10 protein-coding genes are annotated in these 12,172 nt (G+C 69.1%); 5 read left to right on the top strand and 5 right to left on the bottom strand.

The window, feature by feature from the left end:
* Window positions 1-30: 30 nt before the first annotated feature.
* From SJY11_RS09125 to SJY11_RS09115, 3 genes are all read left to right on the top strand, one after another.
* The gene (locus SJY11_RS09125) at window positions 31-2,505 is read left to right on the top strand and encodes a hypothetical protein (RefSeq protein WP_376986270.1); all 2,475 of its coding nucleotides are present in this window, start codon (window positions 31-33) and stop codon (window positions 2,503-2,505) included.
* 220 nt (window positions 2,506-2,725) lie between these two features.
* A complete protein-coding gene (locus tag SJY11_RS09120; protein ID WP_376986269.1) occupies window positions 2,726-4,441 on the top strand; it encodes an alginate export family protein in 1,716 nt (571 codons plus the stop codon).
* A gap of 22 nt (window positions 4,442-4,463) precedes the next feature.
* Window positions 4,464-5,471, top strand: a complete 1,008-nt coding sequence (locus SJY11_RS09115) for an SDR family NAD(P)-dependent oxidoreductase (RefSeq protein ID WP_376986268.1) — start codon at window positions 4,464-4,466, stop codon at window positions 5,469-5,471.
* Between the two features lie 102 nt (window positions 5,472-5,573).
* Here SJY11_RS09115 and SJY11_RS09110 read toward each other — a convergent pair whose 3' ends face one another.
* From SJY11_RS09110 to SJY11_RS09095, 4 genes are all read right to left on the bottom strand, one after another.
* Entirely contained in the window at window positions 5,574-6,434 is an 861-nt protein-coding gene (locus SJY11_RS09110) for a TIGR01459 family HAD-type hydrolase (RefSeq protein WP_376986267.1), read from the bottom strand.
* 171 nt (window positions 6,435-6,605) lie between these two features.
* A complete protein-coding gene (locus tag SJY11_RS09105; RefSeq protein ID WP_376986266.1) occupies window positions 6,606-7,544 on the bottom strand; it encodes a sugar kinase in 939 nt (312 codons plus the stop codon).
* 103 nt (window positions 7,545-7,647) lie between these two features.
* The gene (locus tag SJY11_RS09100) at window positions 7,648-8,907 is read right to left on the bottom strand and encodes a coiled-coil domain-containing protein (protein WP_376986265.1); all 1,260 of its coding nucleotides are present in this window, start codon (window positions 8,905-8,907) and stop codon (window positions 7,648-7,650) included.
* A 92-nt stretch (window positions 8,908-8,999) separates the two neighbouring features.
* A complete protein-coding gene (locus SJY11_RS09095) occupies window positions 9,000-9,596 on the bottom strand; it encodes a DUF1134 domain-containing protein (protein ID WP_376986264.1) in 597 nt (198 codons plus the stop codon).
* Window positions 9,597-9,865: 269 nt separating this feature from the next.
* Between SJY11_RS09095 and SJY11_RS09090 the strand changes: the two genes are divergently transcribed.
* On the top strand, window positions 9,866-10,432 hold the full coding sequence (locus tag SJY11_RS09090; RefSeq protein WP_326906062.1) for a YHS domain-containing (seleno)protein: 567 nt from the start codon (window positions 9,866-9,868) through the stop codon (window positions 10,430-10,432).
* A 22-nt stretch (window positions 10,433-10,454) separates the two neighbouring features.
* Here the strand turns inward: SJY11_RS09090 and SJY11_RS09085 are convergent, their stop codons facing one another.
* Window positions 10,455-11,411 (bottom strand): 3'(2'),5'-bisphosphate nucleotidase CysQ family protein, encoded by a 957-nt coding sequence (locus SJY11_RS09085; RefSeq protein WP_376986262.1) that lies wholly within the window; start codon window positions 11,409-11,411, stop codon window positions 10,455-10,457.
* 38 nt (window positions 11,412-11,449) lie between these two features.
* Here SJY11_RS09085 and chpT point away from each other — a divergent pair, with 38 nt between their 5' ends.
* Window positions 11,450-12,091: a histidine phosphotransferase ChpT gene (gene chpT, locus SJY11_RS09080; protein ID WP_326906060.1), complete on the top strand. Its 642-nt coding sequence runs from the start codon at window positions 11,450-11,452 to the stop codon at window positions 12,089-12,091.
* Window positions 12,092-12,172 lie beyond the last annotated feature (81 nt).

Genomic DNA, 12,172 nt, shown 5'->3' with positions numbered 1-12,172 from the left:
GGGGCTGGCCCCACGGCCGGCGTGCCGGACATGTCGGAAGGGCTTGAACGCGATGCCGACTTCGGGCACCGCAGCCTGATGTCGCCCCTGCCGCGCCCGCACTCCGACGTCCCAGCTGCACCCTGGCCCCTCGCCCGGGTCGCCGGCCTCGTCGTCCTCGCCTGGATCGCCCTGTCCTGGCCCTGGCTGTCCGGCATCGTCACCATCCCCTGGGATGCCAAGGCGCATTTCCAGCCCCAGCTCCAGTTCCTGGCGGAAGCCTGGCACAGCGGCCGCTCGCCCTTCTGGACGCCCTACGTCTTCGCCGGATCGCCGCAAATCGCCGATCCGCAGTCGCTGATCTTCTCCCCGCCCTTCGCTCTGATCGCCGCGCTCGAGCCTGTCCCCGGCTTCCGGCTCGGCGACGGAGCGGTGCTCGGCACCCTGCTGGCGGGCGCGCTCGCCTTCGTCGTCATCTTCCACGACCGCGACTGGCACCCGGCCGGGGCGGTCGTCGCAGCGCTCGCCTTCGCCTTCGGGGCGGCAGCCGCCTGGCGCATCCAGCATATCGGCCAGGTCCTGAGCCTCGGCTACTTCGCCATCACGCTCGCGCTGATCGCGCGTGCGCTGGAACGCGGATCGATCGCCTATGGCTTCGCGGCCGGCATCGTCGCGGGTTTCATGGTGCTGGGGCGCGACCAGGTCGCGCTGCTCGGCGTCTATGTGCTGGCCGGGCTCGTGCTCGCCGCCATCGCCATGGCGCGCCAGCCCTGGCGGGCACTGAAGACGAGCCTGCTCCCTCTGCTCGCGGGCGGGGTCGGGGCCCTGCTGGTCGCGACGGTGCCGATCCTGCTGACCGCCATCCTCGCGGAGGGCTCCAACCGCCCCACCATCGACCTCGTCGGCGCCGGCAAGGGCTCGCTGCATCCGGCCGCCCTGCTGACAGGGCTCTTCGCCAATCTCTTCGGTGCAGCCGGCCCGCTGGAGAATTTCTGGGGCGCGCCGAGCCCCGCCTTCGAGGCCCGCTTTGGGCCCCAGGACCTCTACCTCGCCCGCAACATGAGCCAGCTCTATCTCGGGCTGATCCCGATGGGGCTGATCCTGACCATCGGAATCGTCCGCGGCGCGCTGCTGCGCCGCGAGATCGTCGCGCTGAGTATCGCGGCCCTGCTCGTCCTGATCTTCGCGCTCGGCCGCTTCACCCCGGGCTTCCGCCTGCTGTTCGAGCTTCCCGGCGTGTCCTTCTACCGCCGCCCGGCCGACGCGCTCTTCATCCTCGGCGCGCTCTTGGCCCTGCTCGGCGGCTATCTCACCCATCTGGTCATGACCGATGCCGCGCCGCGCGCCCGGCCCTGGCAGCGCGTTGTCGAGGTCGCGATCTTCGCGGGTGCGCTCGCCCTCGCGCTCTGGCTCGCCTGGACGGTGGGGCGTCTCTGGGTGGCGACTGTTCCGCTGGTCACCGCGCTGCTCTGCGGCGTGCTGGCGATCGGCGCTCTCGTCGCGGCGCGCGGCTTTGCCCTGCGAGGCGCCGGGCTGGCGGCGGCGATCGTGCTGGCCGCGACCCTGACCATCGACCTCTCGGTCAACAATGGTCCCAGCGAATCCACCGCCCTGCCCGCGCAGGATTACGACGTGCTGCGTGCCGACAGCACCAACGAGACCATAGCCCTGCTCAAGAGCGAGACCGCCGCCACCGCCGGCCCCGACCGGCGCGACCGCATCGAACTCGCCGGCATCGGCTTCCACTGGCCCAATGCCAGCCTCGTCCACCGGCTCGACAACACGCTCGGCTACAACCCGCTGCGGCTCGGGATCTACAGCAAGGCCACCGGCGCGGGCGATCATGTCGCTTTGCCCGACCAGCGCACGTTCTCAGCCCTGATGCCGGGCTACCGCTCGCTGCTGGCCGACATGCTCGGCCTGCGCTTCATCGCCACCGGCGTGCCCGTCGAGCAGATCGACAAGGCGCTCAAGCCCGGCGACCTGACCCTGATCGCCCGCACGCCCGACGCCTATGTCTATGAGAACCCGCGCGCCTTGCCCCGTGTGCTGCTCGTGACCAAGGCCGAGACCGCCGATTTCGACGCGATCCTCGCCACCGGCCAATGGCCTGAAGGATTCGACCCGCGCCGGACCGTGCTGCTCGACCGCCCCCTGCCGCCGCTCCCGCGCGACCCGCTGGCGACCGGCCGGCCTGCGGGCGCGGCAGCTCCCGCAGGCGCGACCGAACCCGGCCAGAGCCCGGCCGGCAGCGTCCGCATCACCGATTACGGCACGACCGACGTGACGTTGCGGGTCGAGGCGCCCCAGGGCGGCTATGTCGTGCTCAACGATGTCTGGCACCCCTGGTGGCAGGTCGAGATCGACGGCGCCCCGGCCGAGATCCTGCGCGCCAACGTCCTGTTCAGGGCCGTCGCCGTCCCGCCGGGCCGCTCGACGGTGCGCTTCGTGTTCAAACCGTTCCGGGGGCTGTTCCAGGATCTCGGGAAGCGGCTCCGGGCGGGGAAGGCCCAGGTCGCAGGCTAGTCCCAACGCGCGATGCTCCCTGCCTCGCCACCGGTCCGCCCCGCAGGCTTGAATGGCTCTTTCGGCAGGCTAGAGTTGAGGGCTCACGGTCGTCGGCACGGACGTGTTGTGCGGGGCCGGCGGCGCCCGGTCCGGACTGACGGCCCATCGGGAGACCAGCTTGGCGATCAGGGAACAAACCGCCTCGCCAGCCGCCAGCAGTATGAGCGGGCGCGTCGTCATGTTTCTCCGGGCGCTCGCCGTGATGGTTGTGGCCGTCCTCGGCGACGCAGGTCGTGGTTTTGCGCAGTCGCCCGCGAGCGTCGACGAGTCCGGCCGGCTCGAGAGCATCGAGATCCGGATCGCCAATCCATCGCCGGATGCCGCATTGAACAGCCGCGTCATCGACCGCATCCGCGTCGGCCTCGGTGCCTTCACCGGCGACCACTTCTCGCGAACGATCGCCGAGTTCAACCTGGCGAAAGCCCGCCGGGCGTCGCCGATCACACAGACGACGCTGCAGGTCTCGCCCGGCCCCACCGGCGGTGTCTCGGTCACGATCATCGCCACACTCGGTTCCGCGGCGGCGACCGCGGCCGGCCGCGGTGCGCTGATCAGCGGGACGATCAGCGATCTCCCCGTGCTCGTCGATCGCGACGGAACCTTCGTGAAGGCTCGCCTGGAAGGCGTGTCGATGTACTACGGCAACAAGAACGCCTGGTATGGTCAGGAGCAGCGTCTGCTGTCGGGCAATCCCCTGGTCAAGGGCCGCAGCGCAGGGCGCGCCTACAGCGACTGGACGGAAGGATACGTCCATACCGGCCTCTATGGCATTACGCCGCTGAACGACAACATCAGCGTCTATGCCGGCCTCAGCGGCATCTACAGCGCCTCCATCGGCCAGGAGTTGTTCACCGACCGGACGCGGGGGCACTTCGGCGTCGAGGATGCCTATGTCGGCGTGGTCGGCGGGACCACCACGACCCAGGGCGACCGCCTCGTCCTCAACGCCTCGGTCGGCCGCCAGCGCTTCGGTGTCGGCGATGGCTTCCTGATCGCCAACACGGCCTCGAACGGCAGCGCGCGCGGCGCCCTGCAGTCCAACCCGCGATGGGCGGCTGACCGCCTGGCGCTGGTCCAGGCGCGCTACAACAACACCAAGATCGAAGCCTTCGACCTCGATCCAGACGAATTGCCGCTGGTGGACTCCAGGACACGGATCACGGGCGTCAACCTCGAGACACGCCTGCGCGGCGATCTCGATGTCGGCGCGATGTATCTCTACGTCCCGCAGTCGAATTTTCAGTATTTCACCCTGTCCGACACCTTCAGCCGCAAGGGACTGCAGGTTTACAACGGCCGCTTCCGCTGGCAGCCGAACCCCGCCGGCGCCGGGCCCTTTCTGGCGGGCGAAGCCGCGCTCCAGCGCAACGAGCGGATCAACATGCGCGCCACCGGCGTGACGGCCGAGATCGGCTACAGCTTCGCCGACACCCTGCCCTGGTCGCCGACCCTCTCCTATCGCTATGCGGCGTTCTCCGGGGACAACCCGTCGACCTCGCGGTTTGAACGCTGGGACCCGCTGCTGTCTGGCGACAATGGCGAGCGCTGGGTCCAGGGCATCAATCACTTCAAGGTTTTCCAGAACAGCAACCTGCAGACCCACCGTCTGCAGCTGCGTCTGCGCCCCCACGGGCAGGTCGAGATCGTGCCCCAGATCTGGGTTTTCCTGTCGGAGAGCGCGAGGAATCTCGGCGGCAATCCGGCCTTCTCGTTCCTCAGCGGCAAATATCTCGGATACGAGGCCAATCTGACGATGAAATGGTTCATTTCGCCGCAATGGATGCTGCAGGGCCATGTGGCGGCGACCTTTCCGAGCTCGACGGTCGACAGGACCATCGGCGCGCGGGCCGAGCCCTGGATCAGCACAATGGCTTTCCTCAGAGCCAGTTTTTGACACGCAGCAGCGGGGGACCACGATGGAACGTCGAGACATGATCAAGGGCATGGTCGTGGCGGCCGGCTCGGCGGCCACCTTGGCCGCGGGCCAGGTTGCCTCGCCTTCACCGGCCCAGGCGCAGGCCAGGGGCGTCGGCGTCAAGGACATCACGCCGACGGACGACGAGTACTTCATCCCCGACCGCTTCAAGGGCAAGACCCTGCTCGTAACGGGGTGCGCGCGCGGGATGGGGGCGGCGGCGGCCCTCCGCGCCGCGCGGGAAGGAGCGTCCGTTGTCGGGGTCGACTGGATCGAGGATCTCGGACGGGCGACGATCGAGCGGATCAAGGCCCGCGGCGGCCAGGCGACCTTCCTTCACGGCGACATTGCCGAGTCCGCCGTCTGCGAGCGGATGGTCAGGATCGCGGTCGAGAACTACGGCAAGCTCGACATGGCCCTCAACAATGCCGGCGTCATGGACGGCGTGTTCTCGGGGGACGCACCCGACTATCCAAGGCAGCGCGAGCTTATCTTCGCGCCGCTCCATGAGGCGAGCGATGCCTACTTTGACAATGTCCTGCGCACCAACACGACCGGCATGTTCCGCTCCCTGCGGGCCGAACTCAAGCAGATGGTGGCCCAGGGCACGGGCGGCGCGATCGTCAATGTCGGTTCGATCGCCGGGATGACCGGACTGGCCGGAAACCCCGCCTATGTCGCCAGCAAGCACGCCGTCAACGGGCTGACGCGGAACGCGGCCATCGACTATGCGCCCTATGGCATCCGCGTGAACTCGGTCAACATGGCCGCGACCGACACGCCGATGGTCGAACGCGCGGGGATTCTCGTGGCGGAAGCGGCCAGGGCCTCCTCCGGTGTCGGCATGGGCCGCATCAAGATCGACAGCCTCCTGTCCTACACGGACTCGCGCAAGCGGCCCTCGACGGTCGCCGAGCAGGTGTCGGTCATGCTGTTCCTGCTGTCGGCAGAAGCGTCCAACCTCACGGGAGGCCTCTACGCGACCGATGGTGGCTGGACGGCCTACTGAGCGCGCCAGCCGTTGTCCCGACGCATACGACAATTCGGCCGGCAAAATGCCGGCCTGACGAAAGCGTCTGTCTGCGAAGCCCCACGTCGACGGGTCTGCCACTCACCCCAGCGCCGCCATCGCCGCGACCGGCTTCACCGGGTGCCCCGCCAGCACGGCCTCCAGCCCCGCCGGATCGAGCACCCCGTCGCGCAACGTCTCGTCGCGGTGGATGCCCCCGGCGATGAACAGGCTGTCGAAGCCCATCAGTCGCGCGCCGGCGAGATCGGTGCGGACCGCGTCGCCGATCACCAGAACCTTCGCGGGATCGGCCGGATGGCCGCCGCGCGCCGAGCGGGCCGCCTCCAGAGCCAGGTCATAGGCCGGGCGATAGGGCTTGCCGGCATAGGCGACGCTGCCGCCCAGTTCCTCATAGATGAGGGCGAGCGAGCCGGCGCAGGGCAGAAGATCATGCCCGACATGGACGACGAGATCGGGATTCCCGCAGATGAAGGGCAGCCCCCGCGCCGCAAAGCGCTCCAGCAGCGGGCGGTACTGCTCCGGCTGCTCGGTGCGATAGTCATTGAGCTCGGTGGCGACGACGAGATCGGCCTCGTCCTCGGAGACCAGTTCGACATCGGCGCAGTCGAAGACGGCGCGATCGCTCTGCCAGCCGATATGGAAGATCTTGCGGTGGTGGCTCTCGGCGATGAGCGAGCGGGTGACGTCGCCCGAGGTGATCAGCCGGTCCCAGGCTTTGCGCGGCACCCGCTTCTTGTCGAGCAGTTCGGCCACCTGCTCGGAGGGGCTCGGCGCATTCGAGAGCAGCACCACAGCGCCGCCCTGCTCGCGATAGCGCGTCAGCGCCTCGCAGGCCGGCGGTAGCGCCCAGACACCGTCATGCACCACGCCCCAGACATCGCTGATCAGCACGTCATAGCGGGCGAGCAGCGCGCCCGCCGTTTCCAGAATCTTGACGGCCATTACGTTGCCTTCTTCGCTTCGATCATGATGATTTAACAAGGAAACACCGCGTCATCCTGGACAAGCCGCGAAGCGGCGCAGCTCCGGGATCCATCATAGGGCTCCGACTGCACTCTAGGATGGATCCCGGGACGACCTTCGGTCGCCCAGGATGGCGGCGGGGTCCCGAGGTCAACGGGCAGCTTCGAGAGCCATCCGCGCCTCGACATCGGCGCGGCGCGGCAGGGGCGCCACCGCGCTGAAGCCCTGGGTGGACAGGGCCGCGGCCACATTGGCGTAGGCTCCGGCGGCAAAAGCGTTGCCGGTACGGATGTATTCGGCGAGGAAGGCCCCGTCATAGCAGTCGCCGGCGCCCGTGGCGTCGATCGCATCGACCTTGATCGGCACCAGCCGCTCGCGGCGCTCCGGCGTCGCGACCAGCGAGCCCTCATGGCCGAGTGTCAGCGCGACGATCTTCGCGCCCAGCCGCAGATAGAAATCGGCGATGGCGTCGGCATCGCTCAGCCCGGTGAGCTGCGTCGCGTCGTCATAGCCCGGCAGCACGATGTCGGCCATGCCGCAGGCCGCGTTGATGATCGCCTTCGCCCGGGTCAGCGGCCAGAGCTTGAGGCGCAGATTGGTGTCGTAGGCCGTGATCACGCCGGCCTCGCGCGCGATCGCGAAAGCCTCGAACACCGCGTCGCAGGCCGAGGCCGAGATCGCCTGGCTGATGCCCGACGCCTGCACAATCCTCACTGATGTGATCAGCTCGCGTGGAATGTCGCGCGGCCCCATCAGGCTCGCGGCCGAGCCGGCGCGCAGATAGGAGAAGACATGGCCCGACGGCCCGTGATCGACGAAATAGAGCCCCGTCGGTGCGCTTTGATGCGTCGTGACATGGCTGTCGTCGACGCCTTCGCGGCGCCAGAGATCGCGGATCGAGCGGCCCGCCATATCGTCGCCGAGCGCACTGAGATAGGCCGTCTTCGCACCCTGGCGCGCGGCGGCGACGGCGCAATTCGAGGTGTCGCCGCCATGGCCGAACTGAAACGCGCCGCTGTCGGCGCGGGTGGCGTTGAATTCGCCCAGCGGCTCGCCGATGCAGAGGAGATCGTAGCGGGTGTCAGTCACTGGGCGAAGACCATCTCGTTGGAAGCAGGGCGACCGAAGCGCAGGCGCGCCTTCCTAGAGCATCATCGCGGCAGGGGGAACGGCGTTTGCAGGGGAAAGCGCGCTACTCGGCCGCTTCCTGCTGCGGCGGCAGGTTCATCAGCCGCTCGGCGACCGCCATGATCTCGCGCCGCAGCGCGGCGTTGGCCTCCGGGTCGGGCGCAGGCGCCGCGGCGCCTGCCTTGCGCGCCGCGGCCGCCTCGCGCTTCAGCCGCGCGCGCTCGGCCCGCGATTGCTCGAGCGCGCCCTGAAGGGTCTGGAGCTCGGCATGAACCGTCTCGATCTGCTCGTCCCGAGCCCGCAGATCCGCACGCAATGTCGCAATCTCCCGGGCTGACTCTTCGGACCGCGCTTCCCCTGCCGAGCGCGCCTCGGCGAGTTCGTGTGCGAGCGCCTGCTTCGCCTCGCGCTCCGCGGCATGGGTCGCGATCTCCTGCGCCAGCTGCGTCTCGATGCGTGCGGCCTCGACGCCGGCCGCCACGGAGCGGGCATCCGCCGCCGCGAGCCCCGCTTCCGCCTGGGCCGTCCGCGCCGCGAGCGCGTCCGCCCGCAGGCGCTCGCTGTCGCGATCCTCGGTCATCGCCGCGAGCGCGGCCTGGCTCGCGGCATGGTCCCGCTCCTTCGCGGCCAGCCTGTCGGTGAGATCCGTCGCCTTGGCCTCGAGCACCATGATCTTCGTCCGGTCCTCGACCTGCGCCACGCGAATCTGGTCGTAATCCTGCCGCAGCCGGGCGAGTTCCCCGTCGCGCTCGGCCAGCAGCGCCTGGGTCCGTCCCAGCGTCTCCCGCTCGCCGGCCAGTTCGGCCTCGCGCGCGGCGAGGTCGGCACTGGTCCCGGTCAGCGAGCCGCGCGTCTCCGACAGGTCCCGCTCGATGCTCGCGAGGTCGGCGAGGCGCTGTTCGAGCGTGGCCCTCGTCTCGGCCAGCGTCGCGCTCTCCGTCGCCAGGGCCGCCTGGGTCTGTGCCAGCACGCCGCGCGTCTCGTCGAGATCGCCTTCGAGACCGGCGATCCGCCCGTCGCGCGCGCTGACCACGTTCTCGAGTTCACCGATCCTCATGTCGCGGCGGCCGAGGTCCTGCATCGCAGACGCCTTGGCAGCGAAGCTGCGCTCCACCTCCTGCTCCAGCGTGCGGGCGCGCAGGGCCAGTTCGGCGCGCAGATGGTCGCGATCGGCCGCGATCTCGGCGAGAGAGAGCGGGAAGGCCGCCTCCGCCCGCTTGCGCGCCAGCCGGTCGGCGCGCCGGTTGAGGGCCGGCACGATCGACAGCGCGAGCAGGCTGGCGCACAGGAAGCCGAGCGCGACGAGCATGACAGCTTCGATCAAGACGAGCGGCTCCACAAACGGGGGAGTGTCAGATTACGGCAATGCGCCCGAAACGGGAAATCGGATTTCCTAACGGCAGCACGCAGCCGCGCTCAGAAGGGGTTCCAGGTCGCCTGCGGCGTGAATTTGAGATAGCCGAGATTGACGCCGAGCCGCCAGCCGACCCCGGTCCGGATCGGCACCACCGTGACGCCCTCCGCCGCCAGCGCTGTGAAACCGAAGCCGCCAATGAAATAGGCCGAGCCATCGACGCCGACGAAGCGCTGATACAGCGCATCGACCGTCGGCAGCCCATAGACCAGCATCATCGTCCGTGAGCCCTCGCCGCCAAAATCGAAGCCGACCGAGGGGCCCTGCCAGAACACCTTGCGGTCGCCGGCGTTGCGGGTGAACAGCGTGCCCTCGCCATAGCGCAGGCCTCCGACGAAGGCGCCCGCCGCCTCCTGGCCGAGCACATAGCCATTGGGCTCGCCCCAGCGACGGACCGCCTCCTCGACCGTCAGCGCCAGGCCGCGCGAGATATTGCCGAAGAACTGGTGGCCGGAGCTGACGAGTTCGTTCTGAGAAAAGGAGCGGCTCTGGCCATAGGATTGTTGCGCGAGCGCAGGGCCGGCGAGCGGCCCGGCCGCGATGCCGGCACCGGCCAGGGCGAGGCTCCCCTTGATCAGGCTGCGACGGGTCGTGGTCATGGGATACGATCTCCGGGTGGGGGCTTGTCGCGCAGTCGGGGCGCGGGGCCTTGATCTCGGGTCTCCGGCCGGCCACGCGGCCGGCGGTGCGGGAACGGGCCTCACCGGGCCGGGCGCCATCAACGGAAAAACAACCGTCTCGCTCGATCCGGTGCAATGCGAACCAATTCGGTAACCAGTCTGATACCCCCGAAAGCGTATCCAACCCGTGAAGACGCCAGCCAGGGGGCAGGTCCACCGGCAGCGACGGAGGTGAGGATTTGCCGGTGATGAAGGCTGGAACAAGGCAGGGTCGCAGCGCCCTGTCATCGAAGGTCGCCGATCGTGCGGGCGTGATCGTCCGCATGGCGGGGGGGCTCGCGCTGCTCGCGCTGCTCGCACTGCCCGATCAGGCCATAGCCGGCACGGCCGGACTGCCTGCGGGGCTGCCGGAACTGCCCTCCCTGAGCGAAAGCGTCCAACATGACGCAAGGTCCGGCCTCGCGCTGAACGGCTACGATCCCGTGGCCTACCGGCTCGAAGGTCATGCCGTGGCGGGCGACCGGGACTATGAGATCGTGCACGGGGGCGCCGTCTGGCGCTTCGTCTCGGCGGCCAATCGCGCGGCCTTCCGCGACGCGCCGGAGATCTATGCACCCGCCTTTGCCGGGTTCGATGCCTCCGCCGTGGCTCAGGGCCGCGTCGTCGAGACAGACCCGCAGCAGTTCGCCATCATCGGATCGCGCCTGTTCCTGTTCAGGACGGCCGAAAACCGCAAGCGCTTCGTCGCCGACAGCACGCTGCAGCAGATGGCGGACGGCCAGTGGGCGAGCGTCTCGCAGACCCTGACCCGCTGACCGGGCTCCGTTCGCCGCAACCTCAGGACGTGGCGGCGGCGAGCGCACGCCGCGCCAGCGCCTCGCTCGACGCGGCGACGAAGGGCGGGTTGCGATAGCCCCGCTCGACGCAGCCATAGCGCGGAACCTGCCCGTCGAGCGTTAGCACGATGCCGCCCGCCGCGCACAGGATACAGTCCCCGGCGGCAATGTCCCACTCCATCGTCTGGCCGCCGCGGATGTGGAGATCGGCCTCGCCCGCCGCGATCAGCCCGAACTTGACCGCCGACGACATGGGACATGTGCTGGCTGACTGCAGCGCGTCCGAGACGCTCTCGCTCAGCGCGTCACCATGAAAGCGGCTGACCAGCGTCGTCGGGCCCGCCTCCGGTAGGGGCCGCACAGCAATGCGACGTTCCGCGCCGCATGTCGTTCCGTCGGAAGCGGTGTTCTGAGCGAAGGCGCCGAGACCGGCGAACCAGACCCGGCCGCTCGCCGGAGCCGCGATCGCGCCCGCGACCGGCCGGTGCCCCTGGATCAGGGCGATCGCGACGCAGTAGCTGTCGCCGCCGGCCAGGAATTCGCGCGTGCCGTCGAGCGGATCGAGCAGGATGAACAGCGCAGCCGGGGCCACGGCCGCCACGCTTTCCTCGCTGACGACGGGAATTCCGGGCAGCAGACGCGCCAGGGCCCTCTTGGCGGTGTGATCGGCCGCCATGTCGGCGGAACAGACGGGCGAGCCATCGGGCTTGATCCTGACGTCGCGCGCCGCGCGCATCGCCAGCAGCACGGCGCCGCTCAGGCGGGCGGCTTCCGCGAGACGCCGGGCGAGGTCGTCGCGGTCGGCAAGCCTCGGCTCGGCCGAAATACCGTCCTCTTGTTTCGCGGGCCGGGGGGTGGTCACGGCTGCGCGTCCTCCGCTGCACCCGGCCGGAAACCGGGACTTAACCACATCAAAACCAAGATACCACCATATCAGGGGTAACGGCGCATCGTTCACCCCTCGCGCCACGCAGCCATGTTCCCAGGACAAGCCCCATGACCGCCATCTCGCTCGAGCCGCTCGATCTGGCCGCGCTCCTCTGCAGCCGCGTCTGCCATGACGTGATCAGCCCGGTCGGGGCCATTGTCAACGCGCTGGAGGTTCTCGAGGAAGATGATCCCTCGATGCGCGACTTTGCCCTCGAACTGATCAAGAAGAGCGCCCGCAACGCATCGGCCCGCCTTCAGTTCGCGCGTCTCGCCTTCGGCGCCGCCGGCTCGGCGGGAGCCATGATCGATCTGGGCGATGCCGGCAACGTCGCAAACGGCTTCCTCAACGACGAGAAGCTCTCGCTCGACTGGGAGGCACCGCGTGCCCTTCTGCCGAAGAACCAGGTCAAGCTCCTGCTGAACCTGCTCGTGCTGGCGGCCCAGGCGGTTCCGCGCGGCGGCAAGCTGACCTCGCGTGCCACCGTCGAGGGCGAACAGGGCAGCTTCGTCATCACGGCAGCCGGTTCCCATGCCCGCATCCCCGCCCATGTCGAGGACCTGATCGCCGGCCGCTCCGACACCGGCACGATCGACGCCCATGCGGTGCAGCCGCTTTATACGGGGATGGTCGCGCGCGCCGCCGGCATGACGATCGGCTTCGCCATCGAGGGCGACACGGTCACGATCACGGCCCGCAAGTCCGACTGAGACCGGCCGATCAGATCGGCGCGTCTTTCGCGCCGATCTCAACTGATCATAAACCCTTCTGCTGCTTAGCTGTCGTCGTGT

Origin of the sequence: Allobosea sp. R86505 (assembly GCF_042466375.1) — a bacterium.
Classification (GTDB): domain Bacteria; phylum Pseudomonadota; class Alphaproteobacteria; order Rhizobiales; family Beijerinckiaceae; genus Allobosea.
Note: the sequence above shows the minus strand (reverse complement) of the source record. Positions and strands in the feature narration are given on the sequence as shown.